This is a genomic window from Streptomyces sp. NBC_00328, assembly GCF_036139655.1.
Classification (GTDB): Bacteria; Actinomycetota; Actinomycetes; order Streptomycetales; family Streptomycetaceae; genus Streptomyces.
This window is the reverse complement of sequence record NZ_CP108013.1, coordinates 8,958,746-8,981,541: the sequence shown is the minus strand read 5'-3', so window position 1 is coordinate 8,981,541 and position 22,796 is coordinate 8,958,746. Positions and strand designations below refer to the sequence as shown.

At 71.1% G+C, this 22,796-nt stretch carries 23 protein-coding genes; 8 read left to right on the top strand and 15 right to left on the bottom strand.

What is annotated here, in order from left to right; all coding sequences use genetic code 11:
* Nucleotides 1-29 precede the first annotated feature (29 nt).
* Both OG485_RS39440 and OG485_RS39435 read left to right on the top strand, forming a co-directional pair.
* Nucleotides 30-1,256: a bifunctional glycosyltransferase family 2/GtrA family protein gene (locus OG485_RS39440; protein WP_328674825.1), complete on the top strand. Its 1,227-nt coding sequence runs from the start codon at nt 30-32 to the stop codon at nt 1,254-1,256.
* Between the two features lie 221 nt (nt 1,257-1,477).
* Entirely contained in the window at nt 1,478-2,659 is a 1,182-nt protein-coding gene (locus tag OG485_RS39435) for a hypothetical protein (RefSeq protein WP_328674824.1), read from the top strand.
* A 57-nt stretch (nt 2,660-2,716) separates the two neighbouring features.
* Here OG485_RS39435 and OG485_RS39430 read toward each other — a convergent pair whose 3' ends face one another.
* The 3 genes from OG485_RS39430 to OG485_RS39420 form a co-directional block, all read right to left on the bottom strand.
* On the bottom strand, nt 2,717-3,034 hold the full coding sequence (locus tag OG485_RS39430; RefSeq protein ID WP_326783741.1) for an antibiotic biosynthesis monooxygenase family protein: 318 nt from the start codon (nt 3,032-3,034) through the stop codon (nt 2,717-2,719).
* Nucleotides 3,035-3,119: 85 nt separating this feature from the next.
* Nucleotides 3,120-4,118: a type I glyceraldehyde-3-phosphate dehydrogenase gene (gap, locus tag OG485_RS39425; protein ID WP_328673453.1), complete on the bottom strand. Its 999-nt coding sequence runs from the start codon at nt 4,116-4,118 to the stop codon at nt 3,120-3,122.
* Nucleotides 4,119-4,235: 117 nt separating this feature from the next.
* Nucleotides 4,236-5,192: a GlxA family transcriptional regulator gene (locus OG485_RS39420; RefSeq protein WP_328673452.1), complete on the bottom strand. Its 957-nt coding sequence runs from the start codon at nt 5,190-5,192 to the stop codon at nt 4,236-4,238.
* Between the two features lie 405 nt (nt 5,193-5,597).
* On the opposite strand from OG485_RS39420, the gene OG485_RS39415 reads away from it, so the two are divergent.
* Complete coding sequence (locus tag OG485_RS39415) at nt 5,598-6,770, top strand: amidase domain-containing protein (RefSeq protein WP_328673450.1); 1,173 nt, start codon at nt 5,598-5,600, stop codon at nt 6,768-6,770.
* A 102-nt stretch (nt 6,771-6,872) separates the two neighbouring features.
* On the opposite strand, the gene OG485_RS39410 is transcribed toward OG485_RS39415, so the two are convergent.
* On the bottom strand, nt 6,873-7,238 hold the full coding sequence (locus OG485_RS39410) for a DoxX family protein (RefSeq protein WP_328673447.1): 366 nt from the start codon (nt 7,236-7,238) through the stop codon (nt 6,873-6,875).
* 106 nt (nt 7,239-7,344) lie between these two features.
* On the opposite strand from OG485_RS39410, the gene OG485_RS39405 reads away from it, so the two are divergent.
* Nucleotides 7,345-7,722 carry a winged helix-turn-helix transcriptional regulator gene (locus tag OG485_RS39405; protein ID WP_326783746.1) on the top strand — a complete coding sequence of 126 codons (378 nt, stop codon included), beginning with the start codon at nt 7,345-7,347 and terminating at the stop codon, nt 7,720-7,722.
* 33 nt (nt 7,723-7,755) lie between these two features.
* Here the strand turns inward: OG485_RS39405 and OG485_RS39400 are convergent, their stop codons facing one another.
* Both OG485_RS39400 and OG485_RS39395 read right to left on the bottom strand, forming a co-directional pair.
* Nucleotides 7,756-9,162, bottom strand: coding sequence for an FG-GAP-like repeat-containing protein (locus OG485_RS39400; protein ID WP_328673444.1), 1,407 nt, complete (start codon nt 9,160-9,162; stop codon nt 7,756-7,758).
* Nucleotides 9,163-9,343: 181 nt separating this feature from the next.
* Nucleotides 9,344-9,961 (bottom strand): TetR/AcrR family transcriptional regulator, encoded by a 618-nt coding sequence (locus OG485_RS39395; RefSeq protein WP_328673442.1) that lies wholly within the window; start codon nt 9,959-9,961, stop codon nt 9,344-9,346.
* Nucleotides 9,962-10,211: 250 nt separating this feature from the next.
* Between OG485_RS39395 and OG485_RS39390 the strand changes: the two genes are divergently transcribed.
* On the top strand, nt 10,212-11,672 hold the full coding sequence (locus tag OG485_RS39390) for a DHA2 family efflux MFS transporter permease subunit (protein WP_328673440.1): 1,461 nt from the start codon (nt 10,212-10,214) through the stop codon (nt 11,670-11,672).
* Between the two features lie 92 nt (nt 11,673-11,764).
* Nucleotides 11,765-12,190, top strand: coding sequence for an organic hydroperoxide resistance protein (locus OG485_RS39385; protein WP_328673437.1), 426 nt, complete (start codon nt 11,765-11,767; stop codon nt 12,188-12,190).
* On the opposite strand, the gene OG485_RS39380 is transcribed toward OG485_RS39385, so the two are convergent.
* The 5 genes from OG485_RS39380 to OG485_RS39360 all read right to left on the bottom strand — a co-directional run bounded on the left by OG485_RS39380 (nt 12,177) and on the right by OG485_RS39360 (nt 15,294).
* Nucleotides 12,177-12,956 (bottom strand): hypothetical protein, encoded by a 780-nt coding sequence (locus tag OG485_RS39380; RefSeq protein ID WP_328673436.1) that lies wholly within the window; start codon nt 12,954-12,956, stop codon nt 12,177-12,179. The two genes, OG485_RS39385 and OG485_RS39380, sit on opposite strands and share 14 nt — an antisense overlap.
* Before the next feature lie 24 nt (nt 12,957-12,980).
* Entirely contained in the window at nt 12,981-13,511 is a 531-nt protein-coding gene (gene cpt, locus OG485_RS39375) for a chloramphenicol phosphotransferase CPT (protein WP_443048866.1), read from the bottom strand.
* 65 nt (nt 13,512-13,576) lie between these two features.
* A complete protein-coding gene (locus OG485_RS39370; protein ID WP_328673430.1) occupies nt 13,577-13,747 on the bottom strand; it encodes a hypothetical protein in 171 nt (56 codons plus the stop codon).
* 156 nt (nt 13,748-13,903) lie between these two features.
* Nucleotides 13,904-14,524 (bottom strand): LysE family translocator, encoded by a 621-nt coding sequence (locus tag OG485_RS39365; protein WP_328673428.1) that lies wholly within the window; start codon nt 14,522-14,524, stop codon nt 13,904-13,906.
* A gap of 26 nt (nt 14,525-14,550) precedes the next feature.
* The gene (locus tag OG485_RS39360; protein ID WP_328673427.1) at nt 14,551-15,294 is read right to left on the bottom strand and encodes a metallophosphoesterase; all 744 of its coding nucleotides are present in this window, start codon (nt 15,292-15,294) and stop codon (nt 14,551-14,553) included.
* A 164-nt stretch (nt 15,295-15,458) separates the two neighbouring features.
* Here OG485_RS39360 and OG485_RS39355 point away from each other — a divergent pair, with 164 nt between their 5' ends.
* Entirely contained in the window at nt 15,459-16,079 is a 621-nt protein-coding gene (locus OG485_RS39355) for a CGNR zinc finger domain-containing protein (RefSeq protein ID WP_328673426.1), read from the top strand.
* 67 nt (nt 16,080-16,146) lie between these two features.
* On the opposite strand, the gene OG485_RS39350 is transcribed toward OG485_RS39355, so the two are convergent.
* From OG485_RS39350 to OG485_RS39340, 3 genes are all read right to left on the bottom strand, one after another.
* Nucleotides 16,147-16,347 carry a type II toxin-antitoxin system VapB family antitoxin gene (locus OG485_RS39350; protein ID WP_328674823.1) on the bottom strand — a complete coding sequence of 67 codons (201 nt, stop codon included), beginning with the start codon at nt 16,345-16,347 and terminating at the stop codon, nt 16,147-16,149.
* 263 nt (nt 16,348-16,610) lie between these two features.
* Nucleotides 16,611-16,937 carry a carboxymuconolactone decarboxylase gene (locus tag OG485_RS39345; protein ID WP_328673425.1) on the bottom strand — a complete coding sequence of 109 codons (327 nt, stop codon included), beginning with the start codon at nt 16,935-16,937 and terminating at the stop codon, nt 16,611-16,613.
* Nucleotides 16,938-17,279: 342 nt separating this feature from the next.
* Complete coding sequence (locus OG485_RS39340) at nt 17,280-19,667, bottom strand: excinuclease ABC subunit UvrA (protein WP_328673424.1); 2,388 nt, start codon at nt 19,665-19,667, stop codon at nt 17,280-17,282.
* A gap of 293 nt (nt 19,668-19,960) precedes the next feature.
* Here OG485_RS39340 and nhaA point away from each other — a divergent pair, with 293 nt between their 5' ends.
* Nucleotides 19,961-21,862 carry a Na+/H+ antiporter NhaA gene (gene nhaA, locus OG485_RS39335; protein WP_328673423.1) on the top strand — a complete coding sequence of 634 codons (1,902 nt, stop codon included), beginning with the start codon at nt 19,961-19,963 and terminating at the stop codon, nt 21,860-21,862.
* Between the two features lie 17 nt (nt 21,863-21,879).
* On the opposite strand, the gene OG485_RS39330 is transcribed toward nhaA, so the two are convergent.
* On the bottom strand, nt 21,880-22,791 hold the full coding sequence (locus tag OG485_RS39330) for a GlxA family transcriptional regulator (protein ID WP_328673420.1): 912 nt from the start codon (nt 22,789-22,791) through the stop codon (nt 21,880-21,882).
* Between the last annotated feature and the right edge of the window lie 5 nt (nt 22,792-22,796).

The following is a 22,796-nucleotide window of genomic DNA, read 5'->3' as shown; positions in this document are numbered from 1 at the left end:
TCGACCGCCCGCCCGCCGACCGCGTGCTCGTGGACCGCCTGCCCGTCCGGCTTCCCCTGCCGGCGGACCACACCGAACCCGTTCTCGACGTGGTCGTCCCCGTGTTCAACGAGGAGACCGACCTGGAACCGAGCGTGCGTCGCCTGCACGCCCATCTGCGCGAGACGTTCCCGTACCCGTTCCGCATCACCGTCGCCGACAACGCGAGCACCGACGCCACCCCGCGGATAGCCGCCCGGCTGGCCGCCGACCTGCCCGAGGCGACGTGGATACGCCTCGACGAGAAGGGGCGCGGCCGGGCTCTGCGCGCCGCGTGGTCGGGCTCGAACGCGCCGGTGCTCGCCTATCTGGACGTCGACCTGTCCACCGAGCTGAACGCGCTCCTGCCGCTCGTCGCCCCGCTGATATCCGGGCACTCCGACATCGCCATCGGCACCCGGCTGGCCCGCGGCTCCCGGGTGACCCGCGGCCCCCGACGAGAGATCATCTCCCGCTGCTACAACGCCCTGCTGCGCTCCGCCCTCGCCGTCGGCTTCTCCGACGCGCAGTGCGGCTTCAAGGCCGTCCGCCGCGATGTCGCCGAGCGCCTGCTGCCGCTGGTGGAGGACTCGGGCTGGTTCTTCGACACCGAGCTGCTGGTGATCGCCGAGCGCGCCGGGCTGCGGATCCACGAGGTACCCGTCGACTGGGTGGACGACCCCGACAGCCGGGTCGATCTGTTCTCGACCGCCATCGCCGACCTGCGGGGCATCGCGAGGATCGGCCGTGCGCTGGCCCGTGGCACGCTGCCCATGGCGCGGCTCGGACGCGACTCCGAGAGCGCGCCGCGGACCTCCCTGACCGCTCAGCTGCTGCGGTTCGCCGCGGTGGGCGCGGTCAGCACGATCGGGTACGTCCTCCTGTACGCGGCTCTGCGCCCGGTGACGGACCCTCAGTCCGCCAACGCCTGGGCGCTGCTGGTCTGCGCCGTCGCCAACACGGCCGCCAACCGCCGGCTCACCTTCGGTCTGCGCGGCCGGGGCGGAGCCCTGCGCCACCAGGCCAAGGGGCTGGCCGTCTTCGGCCTCGGACTCGCGCTCACCAGCGGCTCACTGGCCGCGCTGCACCACTGGACGCACACACCGGGACGCTCCACCGAGGTCGTGGTCCTCGTCACCGCCAACCTGGCGGCGACACTGCTGCGGTTCCTGCTCCTGCGCACCTGGGTGTTCGCCACCGCCGCCCAGGGCGACGGCACGGGAAGCGGGCCGCGATGAACGGGCCCGGTCTCACGGCCGCCTCGGCACCCCAGGGCAACAGGCCCCGCAGCGCGGTCCGTTGGCCCACGATCACACGGCCGGACGGCACGGACCGGGACAGTACGACCCCGGACGGCACGAGCCGGGGCGGCACCGGCCCGGACGGCGGCCCCGCCCGGCGGCAGCGGCTGTGCCGGGCGGCGAAGCGGTACGGTCCGGTCCTCGCCCTGTACGGCACGATGAAACTCGTCGGCTTCTGCGTCTTCATGTACCTGCTCGACTCCTCCGGCGACTTCCGCCGGAAGAACCCCCGCTTCGGGGGCGGCGCCCACGCCTGGGACGTCCTGGCCACCTGGGACGGCTGGTGGTACCAGCAGATCGCCGCGCACGGCTACCACCCCGCCCTCGTACCGGTGCGCGGCGCCACCGGCCTGATCACCCTCGAAGGCAACTCCGCCGCGTTCTTCCCCCTGTACCCCGCCCTGATGCGCCTGGTCTCCTCCTGCACCGGGCTCGGTCTGCTCGGCGCGGGCCTGGTGGTCTCCGTCGCCGCCTCGTTCCTGGCCGCCCTGGCCATCTACGCCGTGACCGCCCACATCAGCGGGCGGCGCGCCGGGCTGGCCGCCGCCGGGCTGTGGGCCGTGTGGCCCGGATCCGGTGTGGAGTGGTCCGGCTACTCGGAGTCCCTCTACGTCGCCCTCGCCGCCTGGGCCTGCTACGCCGTCATGCGCCGCAACTGGCTCACCGCGGGCCTGCTGACCTGCGCCGCGGGCCTCACCCGGCCGACGGCCACCGCGCTGATCGGGGCACTCGCCCTGGTCGCGCTCGTGGACCTGGTCCGGCACCGGCGCGCGCTGCGCCGCCTGGGCGACCGCCCCGTCCCGCAATGGGCGCGGCCCCGGGACGCGGTCCTGCGCCCGGTGGCGGCCGTCCTGATCGCCCCCATCGGTCTGGCCGGCTACCTCGGCTGGGTGGGACACCGGATGGGCGACTACGGCGGGTACTTCACGCTCCAGGACAAGGCCTGGGCCCACTCGTTCGACTACGGCCGCCACACCGTCAAGGTGCTCTCGTCCCTGATGGTCGGCCACTACGACTACCTCTTCGCCTACCCCCACGAAGACGTCATCGCCGCCGGCACCGTCCTGCTGGCCCTGATCACCCTGCCCCTACTGTTCCGGCTGCGCCCACCGCTCGTGCTGACCGTCAGCACCCTGCTGACCATGGCACTCGTCCTGGGCAGCCAGCAGATCTTCGGCAACGTGTCCCGCTACCTGCTCCCGGCCTTCCCGCTCCTCATCCCCTGCGCCACCGCCATGCGCCGGCTCAGCCTTCCGGTCCTGTGCGCGATCCTCACGATCGCGGCACTCGCCTCGGGCTCCTACGCCGGGTACGTCCTGTTCGAGGTCGGCATTCCATGACGGAACGTGCCCCGCACCGGATCCTCGGCGCGGGGCACGTTCCCGGCGTGGCGGGTGTCAGGCGTTCTTGGGCGCCGCCTGCTGCACGACCTCGAACGACCAGACGGAGGATCCGCTCGCGGCGGGCTTCGGACGGTCGCCGCCGCCCTGGTGGGCCGCCTTCATGGGGCCCTCCATCCACGCCTGGAACGAGGCCTCGTCACGCCAGCGCGTGTACACCAGGTAGTCGTCGGTGCCCTCGACGGGGCGGAGAAGCTCGAACCACTCGAAGCCGTCGGAACTCTCCACGGCGCCGGCGCGCGAGGCGAAGCGCTTCTCGAGGGTTTCCCGCTGTTCGGCTGGGACGGTCAGGACGTTGATCTTGACTACGCTCATGCGTCCATCCTGCCGCACCGCGGTCGGCGCACGGGTCAGGGGCCGCCCGGTGCCCCGATCGGACGGCCCCTGCCTCGGCTCCGGCTCAGCCGGCCGTGAGAAGCCCGAGTGTGTCGATGACGCGGTTGGAGAAGCCCCACTCGTTGTCGTACCAGGCGACCACCTTGATGTGGCGGCCGTCGACGCGGGTGAGGGCCGAGTCGAAGATCGACGAGGCCGGGTTGCCCGTGATGTCGGACGAGACGAGCGCGTCCTCCGAGTATTCGAGGACGCCGGCGAGCGGGCCCTCGGCCGCGGCGCGGTAGGCCGCGAGGACCTCGTCGCGGGTCACGTCACGGGCCACGGTGGTGTTGAGCTCGACGATCGAGCCCACCGGCACCGGCACCCGGATCGAGTCGCCCGACAGCTTGCCGTCGAGGTTCGGCAGCACCAGGCCGATCGCCTTGGCGGCACCGGTCGTGGTCGGCACGATGTTGACGGCGGCGGCACGGGCCCGCCGGGCGTCGCGGTGCGGGCCGTCCTGAAGGTTCTGCTCCTGGGTATACGCGTGCACCGTCGTCATGAAGCCGTGCTCGATGCCGGCGAGATCGTCGAGCACGGCGGCCAGCGGGGCGAGCGCGTTGGTCGTGCACGACGCGTTCGAGACGATCGTGTGCAGGGCCGGGTCGTAGGCGTCGTTGTTGACACCGAACGCGAGCGTCACATCGGCGCCCTCCGCCGGCGCGCTGACGAGCACCTTCCTCGCACCGGCGTCGAGGTGCGCCCCGGCCGCCTTGGCCGAGGTGAAACGACCGGTGGCCTCCAGGACGACGTCGACGGCGAGCTCGGCCCAGGGCAGCTGCGCCGGATCACGCTCGGCCAGCACCTTGATGCGCTTGCCGTCCACGACAAGGGTGTCCCCGTCGACGGTCACCGGGCGGCCGAGCCGGCCGGACGTCGAGTCGTAGGCGAGCAGCCGCGCGAGGGCGGCGGGCTCCGTCAGATCGTTCACCGCGACGACTTCCAGGTCCGTGTCGCGTTCCAGCAACGCGCGCAGAACGTTGCGTCCGATGCGGCCAAATCCATTGATGGCGATACGAGTCATGAGTGATGTCCCTTCGGCTCACTCCCAGGTTCGCGCGCCGTGCGGGGCGGTGACAGCGGCGAGATCGCCATGGTCCGCAAGGATCGCGCCAGCCCGCCGCGGCCGGCCCGCGGCGGGCTATTCGCCCTGGGTGAAGGTGCGCCGGTACTCGCTCGGGGAGGTGCCGAGGATCCGGTGGAAGTGCAGCCGCAGGTTGGCGCCGGTGCCGAGGCCCACGCCCGCGGCGATCTGCTCGACGCTCCATTGCGAACGCTCCAGGAGTTCGCGGGCCATGTCGATGCGGGCCCGCATGACCCATTGCATCGGCGTGTACCCGGTGTCCTGCGCGAAGCGCCGCGAGAAGGTGCGCGGCGAGACGGCCGCGTGCTGGGCGAGTGCCTCCAGGGAAAGGGGTTCGCCGAGCCGGTGCAGTGCCCATTCGCGGGTGGCGGCGAACCGCTCGCCCAGCGGTTCGGGGACGCTGCGCGGGACGTACTGTGCCTGGCCGCCGCTGCGGTAGGGGGCCGCGACCAGTCGGCGGGCAGCGTGGTTCGACGCGGCGACTCCGAGGTCGCCGCGCAGGATGTGGAGGCACAGGTCGATCCCGGAGGCGGCGCCGGCCGACGTGAGCACACTCCCCTCGTCGACGAACAGGACGTTCTCGTCGACGTTGATGAGCGGGTGTTTCGCCGCGAGCGCCCGTGTGTAGTGCCAGTGCGTCGTGGCCCGCCTGCCGTCGAGCAGCCCCGTGGCGGCGAGCGCGAACGCGCCCGTCGAGATGGCCGCGAGCCGGGCGCCCCGCCCATGGGCCTCGATCAGCGCGTCGACGACGGCGGGCGGCGGGTCCTCGCGGTCCGGGGACCGGTAGCCGGGGACGAAGACGAGTTCGGCCCACGCGAGTTGTTCGAGCCCGTGGGCCACGTGGTACGACAGTCCGTCGCCGCCGGTCACGAGGCCGGGTTCCGCGCCGCACACTCTCACCTCGTACGGCATGCTCGCCCGGGTTGTGAACACCTGCGCGGCAATACCGACATCGAGTGGTTTGGCACCCTCGAGGACGAGAACGGCGACGCGACGCAAGGGGGATGCCGGCACGGTGAAGAGGGTACGCGAGCGGGCGGATCCTGCCTGTCCGACGTGCTCACGCGCGCCGTTCACGCGGGCCCTTCGCACCAGCCGTTTCACGCGGGCCGTCCGCACCGGCCGTTCGCGAGGGGCCGTTCGCGCGCACGCTCCTCCAGTACCTCTTCTCACACCCGTATGTGACGCCCCGGCACCACAACCGGCGTAGGTCCGGCGCAACCGGTCCCCGAGTCCCCTCGCGGGGCCAACGACCGTCGGCAGGACCGGTGGGCCGCCGGTATTGCCCTCGCGAGCGCGGAGCTGCGGCTTTCCGTCTCCGCGGCCTGGTACCGCTTCGGCAACCCCCTTCACAGGAGACACACACGCCGTGCGAGGATGCGGCTCCGGTATCGAATACCGGTGTAGAGGGGATCCCCATTGAAATCAAGGAAACTGAGCCGTAAGCGGCAACGCGCGACCATAGTCACCGCGGCGGCCGCCTCGGTCGTCGCCGGCGCAGCCCTGCTGCCCAACTGGTCCGCGGGCGCCGCGAGTGTCAACGCCGACCCCAAGGTGGACGCGGCCACGAAGGCGACCTTCCAGCGCCTGGCGGACGCGGTCTTCACCGACCGTACCGACGCCCTGGTGGGCGACGACGGAACGAAGCAGAAGACGTCCCGGTTCTCCGGCGAGGTCCGCCTGTCCTCGGCCCAGTCGCGTGCCGAGAAGTCCGCGCTGACGAAGCTGGAGAGCCGCAAGGCCCGTCTGGCGGAGCTCGGCGAGAAGTACCGTTCGGCCAACACCACGGTGTCGCTGGACCGTACTCGGGTGAAGGGCCGTCACGCCACGGTCGACGTCACCGAGACGACGACGCTGGCCTACGACAAGGCCACGGGCACCGAGCCGAAGACCACCGGCTTCGAGGCCCATCACACGCTGACGTTCAAGGCCGACCGCGACGGCGACTGGCAGCTCACGGGCGTCCGTGACACGGACGCCGGGGTCGCGGTCAACCAGGTCGAGGCCACGACGTTCGTCGCCACGCCCATGACCGGTGACAGCACGCCGCCCTCGGCGACCCGTGCCGCCATCACGAAGCCGGCGCCAGCCAAGCCGAAGAACTTCTCGGCCACCGGCTACGACTACAAGGCCATGGCCGCGTACGCCGCGAAGTACTGGAAGAACTACAACCCGGCGTACCCGGACTTCAACGGGGAGGGCGCCGGCGGGGACTGCACGAACTTCGTCAGCCAGTCCCTGAAGGCGGGCGGCTGGAAGCACGTTCCCGGTTACGTGTACGACTTCCACAAGTGGTTCGGCAACGCCGACATCCAGTCGGACTCGTTCGTCGGCGTCAACGAGTTCTCGTGGTTCGCCCTGTCCTCGAAGCGGACGACCAGCCTCGCGAACGTCTATCAGGCCGACATCGGTGACGTCATCCAGATGGACTTCAACAAGGACGGGTCCAAGGACCACACGATGATCGTCACGTACCGCAGCCCGCAGGGTGTGCCGTACGTGTCGTACCACTCGACCAACACCTACAACCGGTCGTTGGCGAGCATCATCGCGTCGTACCCGAACGCCGCGTACTACGCCTACCGCACCTGAGCGGTCGCGTTCCCGGGGCGGGAGCCCGGCACCATGTGCCGGGCTCCCGCCCTTTGCGTTCGGCGGGTGCCGCGCAGGGCGGTCCGGTCCGGTCCGGTCCGGTCAGAGCCAGGTGGTCCCCAGCCAGAGTGCCGCCACCGCGGCGGCCAGCAGGGCGATGTTGAGTCCGATCAGCCGTGCCTCGCCGCGCGAGAGGTGGAGGGATATCCCGCCGACCTGGATCAGGACGAGACCCGTCGCGGCGGCGACGGCGAGCCAGGGCGCGATCCCGGTGAGCGGCGGCAGGATCAGGCCCGCGGCGCCGAGGACCTCCAGCGTCCCGATGAGCCTCACCACCGGCATGGGCACGCGGTCGACCCATCCCATCATCGGCCGCAACTGCTCCTGGCTCCGCAGGACCTTGATGCCTCCGGCATAGAGGTAGAAGGCCGCCAGCAGCGCTGCGACGATCCAGTAGGCGACGTTCATGGCGGGCCCCTCACAATGGTTACCAGGCGTAAGTTGCCCCATGATGAGTCACCGGCGGGGGGCCCGCAAAAGGCACATGGATGTGCGCTACCCACAGGGAGCTGTCGTGTCGCAGTACGAGCACACCTGCATGATCCGCGGGGACGGCGGTCGGACGATCCGCACCGTCCTCGACCGGATCTGCGACAAGTGGACGCTGCTGATCGTGACGACCCTCGAACGGGGCCGGCTGCGCTTCACGGATCTGCAGCGGCAGATTCCCGGCATCTCTCAGCGGATGCTGACGCTGACCCTGCGGAACCTGGAGCGCGACGGCCTGGTGTCGAGGACGGTGTACGCGGAGGTCCCGCCCCGCGTCGAGTACGCGCTGACCCCCACCGGAGAGAGCCTCATTCCGCCGGCCCTCGCGCTGGCCGGCTGGGCGATCGAGCACATCGGCGAGATCGAGGCCAGCAGGGCCGCTTACGGGGACGGGGCGGGCTGATGCCGGTGGGGGCCGGGAACGGCGCGGGCGGAATCAGCGCTGGAAGGCGGCCCCCAGCTGTGCGCCGGCCTCGGGCGCGGCGAGGGTGTGCGGTCCGTAACTCACCGATCCGGTCGCGGTGATGCCCGAGGCGGTGCCCGCGAAGACCCAGACGCCCCCGGAACCGGCGTTCTCCTTCGGCGCCGACACGACCACGTGGCCGCCGACGACGGCGGTGCGGCCGCCGAACGCGTCGCCGTTCTCCGCCGTGCCGGGCACCCCCGCCGTGTTCTGGCTGAAGACCTGGACCGCGCTGCCCGAAAGGCCCGTCCGGCTCCCGCGCAGGACGGCGAAGGTGCCGGCGTCGGTCCGCCCGGCGTGGTCCTCGCCGGGCAGCCCGGCGACGACGTCGGCGTATCCGTCACCGGTGACGTCGCCGACGGAGACGTCGGTGCCGAAGCGGTCGCCGCTCTCCCCCGTGCCGGGGACTCCGGGAGTGTCCTGGCCGATCAGGGTGGCCCGCGCCGCGAATCCGTCCGCCGTGCCCCGCACCACGCCGACGAGACCGCCGCCGGTGGCTGTACTGCGGCCGAAGACGACGTCCTGGTGTCCGTCGTGGTCGACGTCCCCGAGGGCGATGCTGTCCGCGGACACGGTGTCGGCGGCGGCGATGAGCGGGCCCGCCACGAGGCCGTCCCCGGTGCCCCGCAGCAGTTGCAGGCGGGGCGGCGGGACCGTTCCTCCGTCGTCGGAGTCCCACGACCCGCTGCTGACGACGAGGTCGGTCCTGCCGTCGCCGTCCACGTCGCCCGCCGCCATCGCGTAGACACGGACGTCCAGGTCCACGAGGGGGCCGGTGCGGGCCGGGACACCGGTGCGGCTGATGGGCCCGTACCGCGTCTCGTACGCCGTCGCGAGGTCCAGGTGGCCGTCCCCGTCGAAGTCACCGGCCCGGGTCGCCGCCCGTCCCTCGCCGACGACGGCGGCGTCGATGAGCCCGCCCACGCTGCCCCACAGCACGGTCCGCCGTCCGACGTCACGGGCGCTGCCGACGTCCTCGCCGGGAGATCCGACAACGAGGTCGGTGTAACCGTCACCGTCCAGGTCCGCCGCGGTGAGGTCGCTGCCGAAGCGGTCACCTGCCTCCGCCGTACCGGGGATTCCGTAGCGGTTCTGGCTGATCACCTGGCGCTTGACGCCGTCGGGGCCCTGGCCCATGCCGTAGACGACGGTGAAGTATCCCGCGCCGGCCCGGCCGTTGACGGTGCCGCCGGGGGCGCCGATCGCCACGTCGGGGTATCCGTCACCGTCGAAGTCGGCCCGCGCCGACCCCGGTACGGAGGCGGTGGGGGCACCCGAGGGCGCGTTCCCCGGGGAGGCCACGACGGGGGCGGCGCCCGTGGCGGACAGGACGACGGCGGCCGCTGCGGCCACCGGCAGGCGGAGCTTTCGCGAGGACAAGGCAGACCCCTTAAGGACGGTGATCGCGCGACGGGCGTCCCGACGCCCGGTGCCCCACAAGACCCGCGCCTGGCGCCAATGGTTGTACGCCGTCCCGTCACCCGGGATTCACCGTGACGCGACCGTCCGGGTCCGGCGGGCTGGAAGGTTCTCCCACCCGGCCCGACGGGCGGGAGTGTCTTCAGGCCTTGTCGATGGAAGAGGCGACGGAAGAGAAGAGCCGGCGGAACTGGCGCAGCGTGGCTTCGAGCAGTTCGTCCGCGTCACCGTCGGCGTGGGCCAGCGCGACCGCGCTCTCGCAGGCGGCGCCGTGCACCATCGAGGCGACGGCGGTCACGTCGGCGCGGGAACGGTCCCTGCCGAGGAGCTGACCGAGACCGTAGGCGATCATGCGCCGGCAGTCCGAGCGGACCGCCCGCATCTCCGCCCAGCCCAGTGCCCCCGGCGCGTCGATGAGGGTGATGCGCTGCGTGCTCGGCTCCATCGACATGACCAGGAATTCACGCATGCCCTCGTACAGACCGTCCCAGGGGTCCTCGTGGAGGGTGAACGTCTGCGCGATCGCGCTCGACAGCCGGTTCTCCTCCGCCTCGTAGACGGCGCGGAACAGGTCCCGCTTGTTCTTGAAGTGGTGGTAGAGCGCGCCTTTGCTCGCCCCGATCTCCTCGCAGATCGCGTCGAGCGAGGTAGCGGTGTACCCGTCCCTGGCGAAGAGCTTACGAGCGGCGGAGAGGAGTTCGTTCGTCGTCGTCCGCGAACGCTCTTCCTGCGATCGGCGCACTCGCTGCTGACTGCCCATGGATCCGGCCCGCCCTCCTGCCCCCGCGAAAACATCCACTGTTCGATCTTAGCGTCTCCCCCTCGTACCGAGAGTTCACCGAGCCGGGACTCATTAACATACCAGCGGTTGGAATGCGGCATCGGCCGCAGGGGCGCCAACCCCGATTGGAGATTGCGCGACGAGTCGACCGCGCGCGGCGACAACCCGATTGACGGTCGAGAACCCACACGGATACATTCCAACCATCGGTATGTTGGAGGTGTAAGCGATGAGTGCTGGGCCCGCCGAAGGGGCTGCCGGGCGGGGGTACATGCCCCTGCTGCTCCTCGCGTCGAGTGCGACCTTCCTGGCCGTCCTCGACGTGACGATCGTCAATCTGGCCATCCCGGATCTGCACAAGGACTTCGAGGGTTCCGCCCTCGCGGACCTGTCCTGGGTGATCACCGTGTACGCCACGGTGTTCGCCGCCCTGCTGGCGCCGGCGGGCCGACTCGCGGACGTGATCGGCCGGCGTTCCCTGTTCACCGCGGGGATCGCCGTCTTCACCGCGATGTCCCTGATGTGCGCGCTGGCTCCGAATCTCCCCGTCCTGCTGACCGCCCGGGCCTTCCAGGGCGCCGGAGCCGCCGCGATGATCCCGGCGTCTCTCGCCATCGTCCTGATGGACACACCGCCCGAGGAGCGCCGGGCCGCGATCGGCAAGTGGAGCGCGGCCTCCGCGTTCGCCGCCGCGGTGGGCCCGTCGATCGGCGGAGTCCTGGTCGACACCCTCGGCTGGCGGTCGCTGTTCCTGATCAACGTGCCGTTCGGCCTGCTGCTCCTGCTCCGCGCGCACATCATTCCCCGGACTTCCCGCCCGGAGGGCAGCAAGGTTCCGGACCTGATCGGGACCGTCCTGCTCGGGCTCGGCATCGGCCTGCTCAGCCTCGGCATCTCCAAGGGCGAGGACTGGGGCTGGGGCGACGCGGCGACGGTGGGCTGCCTGGCCGGAGGCGTCGTCGCCATGGCGATCACCCTGCTGCGCTCGCGGACCCACGAGGCCCCCGCCGTGGAGACCGGCCTCTGGCGCAGCCGGACCTTCGCCCTGGCGAACCTGTCGGTCTTCTTCTACGGTGCCTGCCTGTTCGCCTGGCTCCTGGTCGGCGTCCTGTACGTCACCTCGGTCTGGCACTGGTCGGAACTGAAGGCGGGCCTGGCGGTGACCCCGGGCGCCTTCGCGGCGACACTGGTGGCTCTGTACTCGGGCAGGATCCAGACCAAGTACGGCCCGCGGGCCGTAGTGGTGGCCGGCGCGGTCGTCCTCGCGGGCACCGGCTTCTTCCTCGCCTTCACCCTGCCCGACGAGCCGAACTTCCTCGGCTACTGGCTGCCCACCGGCATCCTGGCGGGCGCGGGCATGGGCGCGATCACCACGGGCACGTCGACCGCCGCCGCGCTCTCGGTCTCCCCGCTGCGCTTCGCGGCGGCGACCGGGCTCAACCAGACGGCCCGTCAGGTCGGCGGCGCCTTCGGTATCGCGACGCTGGCCACGTTGCTCGGCAAGGCGAGCACCGACGCGTCCGACTACGGGCACGTCCTGCTCTTCTGCTCCATCGTCACGGCCCTGTCCGGGCTCGCGGGCCTCGGGCTCGTCATCAAGGCTCCGCCCGCCGCGGCCCAGGCGCAGGCCGCCCAGAGCGCCGCGGCCGGTGCCACGCAGCCGGCCGAGGCGAAGCCGGGCACCCACTGACCCCCGAGGGGCGGCACGCACCGGTCACCGCCCCTCGGGTCGCCGTCCATCCGATCCCGGCACACGTAAAACCGACGGAAGGTACGCAAGAAATGCCCATCAGGACCAGTGAGGCTCTCTACACCGCAGTCGCCACCGCCGAGGGCGGTCGAGAGGGCCGTGTCTCGACCGAGGACGGCAAGCTCGACATCGTCGTCAGCCAGCCCAAGGAACTGGGCGGCACGGGCGGCGGCACCAACCCCGAGCAGCTCTTCGCCGCCTGTTACAGCGCGTGTTTCCACGCCTCGATCGGGATCATCGCCCAGCTGCAGAAGATCGACATCACCGGCTCCAGTGTGACGGCCCGCGTCGGCATCGGCCGCGACGACGCCGGATTCGGCATCGTCGCCGAGCTCACCGCCCACCTCCCCTCGGTCGACGAGGACACCGCCAAGACCCTGGTGGAGAAGGCGGACGAGATCTGCCCCTACTCCAAGGTGACCCGGGGCGACATCGAGGTCACGATCAGGACGGCCTGACCCGCGCGACGAAGACCCCGCCCCGGCGCCACTGCCGACGGCGGGGCCTTCGCCCGTCCCGGCCCCCGGACCGGACGGCCGACGACCCCGGCCACGACCACGACCACGGCAGACCGAAGCTGCCGCAACCGCCGCGGGCGGGTCCCGACGCCTCTCGGCCCGCGTGCCTCCTGCCTACGCTTTGAGTCGGGGCGAAGACGGGTCGCCCACAGGGACCGACGAGGACTGCCATGAGGACGTCGCGGCCCTGCTCGACGCCACGACGGACGGCACTCCCGAGCCGTCGGCCGCGCACGCCCTGGCCCGGTACACGGGCGGTGACGCGTTCTTCGTGACCGAGCTCCTCCGGTCGGGCGGCGGACTCGAAGGGCCCGGTTCCGAGGCCCCGACGACCGCCGTGTCCGTCCGGATCCGCGACGCGGTCCGCGCCCGTACCGCCGAACTGTCGCCCCGTACCGCGCTGTTGCTGGACCTCGCCGCCCTGCTGGGGACACGGTTCCGGCTCGACGTGCTCGCCGACGCCGCCGCCGTGCCCCTCGACGAGGTGCGTGCGCTGCTCGGGGAGGCGGCCGGGGCCGGACTGCTCGCGGAGGCCGGGGCCGGCGAAGGCCGTTTCCGGCACGGCCTTCTGCGCGAAGCGCTGTCCGGGAGACCGGAACCCGCCGAGCGGACCGGACTGCACCGCGCGCTCACGGGTGTACTGGTTGACCACGCCCGGCGCGGCCGCGAAACCGGCCCCGCCGAGGTCGCCCACCACTGCGGTCACGACGCCGGACAGCCGGGCCGTCGATCACTTGACATGTACGGCGATGATCCGTGCGCACTCCATCGACTCGGCATGCGCGGTGTCCACCTCCAGGTCATAGGCCACGCCCTGGTGGACCACATCCGCCTGGGACGCGGCCATCCCGGTGATCCGATCGCCTCGTGCGACCTCACGGCCTGCGGCAACCGCACCGTCACACCTGACGCCGACCCACAGCACCCGCAGTTCGCCCAAAGCCTTCTGCCATCGCTGCTGTGAGTCCGCTCCACCGAGGAAGACCTCATCGACGATGACCCGGGCACCCGCACGGGCCATCGCGGCGACCCCTTCGATCCATGCCGCTTCCAGCGTTCGGAACTCCGGCCCGACGATCACCTCTCCGTCCGGAGCGAACTCGATCCCGCCATCCGACGCCTGCATCGACGCCGGCATCGCGTCAACCAGCGTGTCTGTCCCGAAGGCCAGCCACGGATCCGGGAGGACTGCCTGCAGACACCGAACGATCCCGGACTTCCCCGAGCTCGAACCACCGTTGAGAACGATCACCTGAGTCATCACCGCGCCACAGTAGAGGCACCGCAGCAACCCCCGAAACGGATTTCCGCGAACGCTGCCGCCTCCTACAACCCGGTGAACCTTCCCGGTCGGAGCACTACCCGCCGCCTTCCCGGTGAGGTGCGGCCGAAGCCCGCCGACCGGCCGCGGGTCCGTACGGAGGCGAGCCCGTCGCCGGTGTTCGCCACGATCAGCTCCCGCTGGAGCTCTGCGAGTACGGACAGCATCCCGAACATGGCTCGGCCCTCCATGGTGGCGGGTCGATGTCCTGCCCGATCATGCGCAGGCCGATGCCGCGCTCGCGCAGTTCGGCGCTGAGGGCCGTTGCCGGAAAAGGCCCCGAAGGACCACTCTCGCCACTGTTTACCGACACTCGGGAGGTGACTGCCGGCCTACGTCGCGGCGGTTCGGATCCCGAGGGCGACAAACACCACGGCCGTGATCTTGGCAGCCGTGCGCTTGAAGCGGGGCTTCTGCAGGCTTCGTGAGGCACGCCGGATGATAACGGTCCAGGCGAGGAGCCAGAGCGTCATCAGCAGCGCGTGGGCAGTGGCCAGGGTAAGGATCTGACCGTCGAAGGAGTGATCGGCTTCGATGAACTGGGGAACGAGAGTCAAGTAGATGGAGGCCGCCTTCGGGTTGAGGACGTTGGCGAGCAAGGCTTGGGTGTAGACGGAGTCCGACCGCACTGGCAGATGCCGACGGGCGGGAGCACGCGCCGGTGCCGTGGCGGATCGCCATGTCCATATGCCCAGCCCGACGAGGTAGGCCGCGCCGATGACCTTGACGGCGGTGAAGGCCTGGCTGGAGTGCATGACCAGAGCCGACAGGCCGGCTATGGCGAAGGTGGCGTGGATGTACAGGCCGGTGGCTGTGCCGAGGATGACGGGAAGGGCCTGGCGGCGGCCGTTGTCGGTGACGTGCTGGACCAGAAGGGCCAGGCTGGCTCCGGGGGTGGCAACCAGGGGAAGGACCGCCGCCAGGAACCCGAGGATGGCGTAGGGGTGGACCATTGGGTCTCCGGGTCGGGCAGGCGGGGTCAGAGCACGACGCGGTAGTGGGTGGTCAGGCGCTGGTCGTTGCCCAGGACGTGGAAGGCGAGGCCGGGCGGTTGGTCGCGGTCTGCAGGGCGGTCGCCTTCCCAGGGCATGCGCAGGGTCCAGGTCACGGCCGGCCCGACGATCAGGGGACGGGCGGCGAAGGTCGAGGCGGCCGCGGTGTGGGCGTGTCCGGTCAGGACAGCGACAACCTGCGGGTGTGCCTCCAGCAGGGCGGCCAACTGTCCGGGCTGATCGAGCATTCCGGAGTCGGGCAGGGGGTGGTGGAGTTCGACCGGCGGCTGGTGGAACGCGATCAGCGCCGGGGTGTCCTGCGGTAGCCCGGTGAGTTGGGTGTCGATCCAGTCGAGCGTCTGGGCGTCGAGGCGCCCCTCGTCGCGGCCGGGGATGGTGGAGTCGCACATCAGGATGGCGGTCCCGGCGATGTGGTGGATCCGGTTGACGGGCCCGTGGCCGGGTGCCTCTCCGAGCAGGGCCTTGCGGTAGGCCGGACGCGCGTCGTGGTTGCCGGGGCAGGTGAACACTGGGAAGGGGGCCGACAGGATGCGGGCCGCTTCCTCGTATTCGGCTTCCTCACCGTGATCGGCGATGTCCCCGGTGACCAGGACCGCATCGACCGGGTGCGGCAGGGCTCGCAGGTAGTCCATGACGCGGCTGGCGCGCCGTGTGGCCCTCTCACTGCCGTCCAGGTGCAGGTCACTGATCTGGGCAAGCAGAACCGTCATTCTCTGTCCCCTCCCATGGCGGCTCCGGCCGCCGGTGCACATCGAGGCGGGATGTCACCCCCCACCCGACATCTAACGGAAGTTTTTGTTTTTCCGTTAGAGACTCTAGGCTGTGCGTGGGAATGTGATCAAGTGGTTGACGACCGGGCGGAGGGGGAGGACTGATGGAGCGCCTGCTGGCACTGGAACTGGCGAGTACAATCCGCCACGACGGGGGCGGTGGCGTCACCGACGACCTCAGCACGGCACACGAAGCAACCCGCTGGATTCAGGCGCAGGCCGACCTGCTGGCCTGCCATGTCCCGGCCGGGGAAATGGCAGCGGACGACGACCTCAGGGTTGAGATCATCGAACTACGGCGGGCTGTCCGGGCACTGTTCGCCCGGGCGGTCAGTCCCGCTCCCCCCAGCTCGGCGGACGCCCGCCGACTGATGTCAGCCGACCAGGCATTGGCCCACCTCAACACGGTTGCCGCCCGTGATGCGGTCGTCCCGCAGATGGACTGGCCACCGGACGGTGGTGCCCCCACAGCCCGCCTGCTGTCGGCGGAGAACGATCCGAAGGTTCGACTCGTGGCAGCCCTGGCCCGCGCCGCCATCGACTTCCTGAGCGGCCCGCAGCGCATGCAACTGCGAGCCTGCTCCGCGCCACGCTGCGTGCGCTACTTCGTCAAGAGCCACGGCCGGCAGGAATGGTGCAAACCGTCGTGCGGAAACCGTGCCCGAGCAGCTCGCCACTACCGGCGTCAACGCGTGGCCACCGATGGTGGTTCCACCCCGTCCTGACCGCCACCTGCCCTGATGCCTGGACGCGTGCCGACGGAGCTGGAGCGACGTCACGCGATCGCAGTGGTCAGCCTTGAGGCTCCTGCGGTCTGGCCTCGGCCTCGCGCAGGCTCTGGTCTTTGAGCTCGGTGCGTGCCTCGGTGCGGTGCCCCCGGGCGATGTAGTCACGCACGACCGCTTCGACGGCGTCCTGGGGCGAGCCGACCCCGGCCAGGACCATGACTTCCACCACCAGTTCGGCATCGAGACTGATGTTGACCTTGGCCACGAGCGGCCCCCCTTCGTCGGTCCAGGACTCGAACTGTCGCACAGCGGCGACTCGAGACGCACGGCCATCCCGGTGACCGCGTGGTGTCCCGGTGCCGCGGGGCACCCGCGGCACCGGGAAGGATCGGCGTAGGCCGCCCGGCTCCTCGTGTCGGCGGTCCAGCAGGGCAGACTCCAGCAGAGCTCATCGGGGCGTGGCGCGGAGGGCAACGGGCTCCCGCGGGAAGGGTGATCCGGGGGTCCGCAGCCGTTGCGGGACAGCTCTTAGCCCTTGGCCTCGATCTCCTGTTCGGCCACCGCGATCGCGAGGCCGAACGCGGCGGCGATGTTGCCGGCCGCCGTCATGACACGGGCCGTGCCCACGATGGGCGCGATGGCCACCAGGACGTCCTGGACCTGAGTCATGGTCAGATCGGCCTGGATGGCGGGCTCGATGTGCGCGAGGTAGGAGATCGGAGGCGCGTCCGAGGCCGCGAGCGCGGCGATGCGCGTGAGGAGGAGCTGGTCCGGGGGCAGTTCGCACCGCTCGAGGGAGTCGACGGTCATGGCGGCGATGGTGTCCAGGACGGGGGTGTCGGATGCTGTGCTCATGGGGGCCGGCCTCCTGATGCGGTGACGGGGCGCCGAGGGCCGAGGGAGTCGTTGTCCCCCGGGCACGCGGTGTGCGTCAACCGTAGGTGCGATCCGGGCAGGGCGCGCGCGGAGCCGCCGGGCAGGGCGCGCCCGTCATGACCGGACCGGCGCCCGTCCCTGCTCCGTACGTTCCCGGCCGGGCGGGTCGCCACCTGCGGTCGGGGCAGGTCCTGTTCGGCGTCCGGCGCTCATCGGATCACCCTCGGCACGCCGTCGTGCGTCCCTGGCCGAGGGTGCCGCGTGGGACGGGTTCCGGCAGCAGCGGCCGGGAACCCGTCCCACGCGTCGGTGCGGGCCGCGTCAGGCGCCGACGTACGCCGCCAGGTGCTCGCCGGTGAGGGTGGAGCGGGCGGCGACGAGGTCGGCCGGGGTGCCCTCGAACACGAGCCGGCCGCCGTCGTGGCCCGCTCCGGGGCCGAGGTCGATGATCCAGTCGGCGTGTGCCATGACCGCCTGGTGGTGCTCGACGACGATGACCGACTTGCCCGAGTCGACGATCCGGTCGAGCAGTCCGAGCAACTGCTCCACATCGGCCAGGTGCAGGCCCGTGGTCGGCTCGTCGAGGACGTACACACCGCCCTTGTCGGCCATGTGCGTGGCGAGCTTGAGCCGCTGCCGCTCGCCGCCGGACAGGGTGGTGAGCGGCTGGCCGAGGGTGAGATAGCCGAGTCCGACGTCGGCGAGCCGCGAGAGGATCCGCTGCGCGGCCGGCGTGTGCGCCTCACCGGCGCCGAAGAACTCCCCGGCCTCGTCCACCGACATGGCGAGGACCTCGCTGATGTCACGGCCACCGAGGTGGTACTCCAGGACCGAGGCGTCGAACCGCTTGCCCTCGCAGTCCTCGCAGGTGGTGGCGACGCCGGCCATCATGGCCAGGTCCGTGTAGATGACACCGGCGCCGTTGCAGGTGGGGCAGGCACCCTCGGAGTTGGCGCTGAACAGCGCCGGCTTCACGTCGTTGGCCTTCGCGAAGGCCTTGCGGATCGGGTCGAGCAGACCGGTGTACGTCGCCGGGTTGCTCCGCCGGGAACCGCGGATCGGCGCCTGGTCGACCGACACCACGCCCTCGCCGGCCGGGATGGACCCGTGCACCAGGGAACTCTTGCCGGAGCCCGCGACCCCGGTGATGACGACCAGCACTCCGAGCGGGATGTCGACGTCCACGTCCCGCAGGTTGTTCGCCGACGCGCCGCGGATCTCCAGCGTGCCGGTGGGCTCGCGCCATGTCTCCTTGACCTGGGCCCGGTCGTCGAAGTGGCGGCCGGTGACGGTGTCGCCCTTGCGCAGTTCCTCCACCGTGCCCTCGAAGCAGACGGAACCGCCGCCCGTACCGGCTCCGGGGCCGAGGTCGACGACGTGGTCGGCGATCACTATGGTCTCCGGCTTGTGCTCCACGACGAGCACGGTGTTCCCCTTGTCCCGCAGCCGCAGCAGGAGGTCGTTCATCCGCTGGATGTCATGGGGGTGCAGACCGGCGGTGGGCTCGTCGAAGACGTAGGTGACGTCGGTGAGCGAGGAGCCGAGGTGGCGGATCATCTTGACGCGCTGCGCCTCACCACCGGACAGCGTGCCCGCCGGGCGGTCCAGCGCGAGGTAGCCGAGGCCGATCTCCACGAACGAGTCGAGGGTCTGCTGGAGCGCGGAGAGCAGCGGCGCGACCGAGGGCTCGTCGAGGCCGCGGACCCATTCGGCCAGGTCGCTGATCTGCATCGCGCAGGCGTCCGCGATGCTGATCCGCTTGATCTTCGACGAACGGGCGCCCTCGCTGAGCCTGGTGCCCTCGCACTCGGGGCAGGCGGTGAAGGCGACGGCCCGGTCCACGAACGCCCGGATGTGCGGCTGCATCGCCTCCTTGTCCTTGGAGAGCATCGACTTCTGGATTCGCGGGATCAGCCCCTCGTAGGTCATGTTGATGCCCGCGATCTTCATCCGGGTCGGCTCGTGATGGAGGAAGTCGTGCAGCTCCCTCTTCGTGTACTTGCGGATCGGCTTGTCCGGGTCGACGAGGCCCGACTCCTTGTAGAGGCGCATGTTCCAGCCGTCCGAGCCGTAGCCGGGGATGGTGATCGCACCCTCGTTGAGGGACTTGGAGTCGTCGTAGAGCTGGGTGAGGTCGATGTCCGAGACCGCGCCCCGGCCCTCACAGCGCACGCACATGCCGCCGGTGCGGTTGAAGGTCGCCTTCACCGCCTTCTGGGCACCGCGCTCGACGGTGATGGCACCGCTCGCCTTGACCGAGGGGACATTGAAGGCGTACGCGCTGGGCGGGCCGATGTGCGGCTTGCCGAGCCTGCTGAACAGGATGCGCAGCATCGCGTTGGCGTCGGTGGCGGTACCGACCGTGGAGCGGGGGTCGGCGCCCATCCGCTGCTGGTCGACGATGATCGCGGTGGTGAGACCTTCGAGGACGTCGACCTCGGGCCGGGCGAGCGGGGGCATGAAACCCTGCACGAAGCTGCTGTAGGTCTCGTTGATCAGCCGCTGCGACTCGGCGGCGATCGTGTTGAACACCAGGGAGCTCTTGCCCGAGCCGGACACGCCGGTGAACACCGTCAGCCGGCGCTTCGGGATCTCGATGCTGACGTCCTTGAGATTGTTCTCGCGCGCGCCGAGCACGCGGATCAGATCGTGGCTGTCGGCACCATGCGGCGCGGACGGCCGCGGGTCCGTCCTCGTGGCCTTGCTCATCGTGTCTCCATCTGTCGGGCGGGGCCGCCTTCGCGGTCTCCGCCGGCATCGCCTGCCTCGATCCAACCAGCTTCGCGCGGCGCGCCGGGTTCGCCTTCGCCTGCTCCGTCCCCACGGTCGGCGGGCACCGCCGACGGCGTACGCCGTCGGCGGTGCCCGCCGACCGTGGGGTGACGGCCTCCGCGCGCCACGCTAGGCGAGGCGGGGCCCTGGGCGCTTCTCGAATCCTGACCGGTCGGATCGGCGGTCGTCTGGGGAAGTTCCGGGTCCGGGGCGAGAATCGGAGAGTGACCATGCCTTCCGACACGTCGCCCATGTCCGGCCGGACGCAGTGCGGCAACCGCGCTCGCAGTCCGCTGCACGCGTTCCTGCGGACGGAGACCGGCAGCGCGGCCGTGCTGCTCGCCGCCGCCCTGCTGGCGCTGGCCTGGGCCAACATCGGTCCTGCCGCGTACGAGGCGGTGTGGAGCACGGAGCTGTCGATCCGCGTCGGGTCGAGCGGAGTGTCGCTGGACCTGCGCGAGTGGGTGAACAGCGGACTGATGACGCTGTTCTTCTTCGTCGTCGGTCTGGAGGCACGGCGCGAGTTCGACCTGGGCGAGCTGCGCGAGCGGCGCCGGGTCACCCTGCCCCTCCTGGCGGGACTCTGCGGCATGATCGTCCCCGTCGTCGTGTACCTGGCCATCACCTCCGGCCATGGCTCGGCGGCGCACGGCTGGGGTGCCGCCATGTCGACGGACACCGCCTTCGCCCTGGGCATGCTCGCCGTCTTCGGTTCCCGTCTGCCCGGCACTCTTCGGGTCTTCATGCTCGCCATCGCCGTCGTGGACGACTTCCTGGCCCTGGCCATCGTCGTCTTCGCCTACAGCGACACCATCAAGGTGCCCGCGCTGCTGACGGCGCTTGCCCTGTTCGTGGTCGTCCTGCTGCTGCGGCGCACGATCGGCGCCCGGATTCCGTCCCTGTACGGCGTCCTGGGCGTGGCGATCTGGGTGGCGCTCCTGAAGTCGGGCGTCGACCCCGTGGTGACGGGGCTCGCGATGGGCATGCTGACCTACGCGTACGCGGCCGGGCGCAGCGATCTGGAGCACGCCAGCCGGCTGTTCCGGCGTTTTCGCGAACAGCCGACGCCGGAACTGGAGCGCACGGTGCGCCGTGGTCTCGCCTCGACGCTCTCGCCGAACGAGCGGCTCCAGCAGATGTTCCATCCCTGGACCAGTTACGTGATCGTGCCGCTCTTCGCCCTGGCCAACGCCGGCATCACCCTGAGCGCCGGTCAGCTGGCCGACGCCTTCACCTCGCCGGTCACCCTCGGCATCTTCTTCGGCTACCTGCTCGGCAAGCCCGTCGGCATCATCGGCGGCACCTGGCTCACCACGCGCGCCGGCCGGGGACGACTTCACCCTCCCGTGGGCTGGGGCGCCATCACCGCGGGCGGCACCCTGGCCGGCGTGGGCTTCACCGTGGCGCTGCTGATCGCGTCGCTGGCCTTCGACGGCGACCGGCTGGAGCAGGCGAAGATCGGCATTCTGGCCGCGGTCGCGGGCTCGTTCCTCCTCACCTGGGTCGTCACCCTGGTGATCGGCAGGCTCACCGCGCGCTCGCGCGCGCAGGCCCTCCTCGGCACCGGCCAGACGATCGTCGATCTGAGCGAGCCCGTCGACGTGGAGCGCGACCATGTGCGCGGGCCGCTCGACGCGCCGGTGACTCTCGTGGAGTACGGGGACTTCGAGTGTCCCTACTGCGGTCTGGCCGAGTCCGTGGTGCGCGAACTGCTCTCCGACTTCGGGGACGTCCGCTATGTGTGGCGCCATCTGCCGCTCACCGATGTGCACCCCAACGCCCAGCTCGCCGCACAGGCCGCCGAGGCCGCGGCCCGCCAGAACCGCTACTGGGAGATGCACGACCTCCTCATGGGGCACCAGGGCGACCTGGGGCCGAAGGACCTGTTCCGGTACGCCGCCCGGCTCCGCCTCGACAGCGGCCGCTTCCGCGAGGACCTGCGGGGCGGAACGGGCGCGGCCCGGGTGGCCATGGACGTCGAGTCGGCCGATCTCAGCGGCGTCTCGGGCACGCCGACGTTCTTCGTCAACGGCCGCCGTCACTACGGCGCCTACGACATCGCCTCCTTGACGGCGGCCGTGCGCGCCGCCCGCCAGCGGACGACGCTCACCGGAGCGGGCCAGGAGACCTGAGGGCGGCCGGACCCGGCTCAGGCCGCGCGGGCTCGCAGGCGGCGCAGCATGCGGGCGTCCTCGAAGCCCACGGCGCGGGCGGCGGCGTCGAGGGTGGCGCCGTGGCTGATGAGGTGCTCGGCACGCTCCAGACGCAGGGACTGCTGGTAGCGCAGCGGTGTGAGGCCCTGCGTCGCACGGGCGAAGAGGCGGGTGAGGGTGCGTTCGCTGACGCCGACGGCCGCGGCCAGTTCGGGCAGGGGCACCGGCCGGTCGAAGCGGGCGTCGAGCAGGTCCTGGGCACGGTGGACGGTGTCGTCGAGGTGGGACCGGTGCCGGAGCATCGCGCTGGCCTGGGGTTCGTGGCCGTTGCGCCGTGCGTAGACCACCATGTCCCGGGCCACCTGCGCGCCGACCGCCGGGCCGTGCCGGGTGGCGATCAGGTGCAGGGCGAGATCGATCCCGCTGGCGATGCCCGCCGAGGTGACGACCCGGTCGTCCTCCGTGTACAGGACGTCGCGGACGACGGCCGCCCGGGGGTAGCGGCGGGCGAGTTCGTCCTGGACGTCGTGGTGGGTGGTGCAGCGTCGTCCGTCGAGCAGTCCGGCCCGGCCGAGCGCGTCGGCTCCCGCGCAGACACTGGCCACGGTGCCGCCGCGCGCATGGTGGTCCCGCAGGACCCGCAGGGCCGCCTTACCGATGGAAGGGCCGTCGCCGAGGGTGAGCGCGCGCCAGCCGGGCACGACGATCAGGTCCTCGGGGCCGAGTTCGGGCCAGTCGGGCGTGGTCACCAGCGGCAGCCCCTGGGCGGTGACGATCCGCGGCCCCTCGGCGACGTAGCCGAGGGTGTAGGGGTGCCCGAAGTCGCCGGCCGTGGAGAAGACCTGCGCGGGGCCGGCCAGGTCCAGCAGATGGACTCCGGGCACCAGGAAGAAGACGATGTGGCTCACGATCC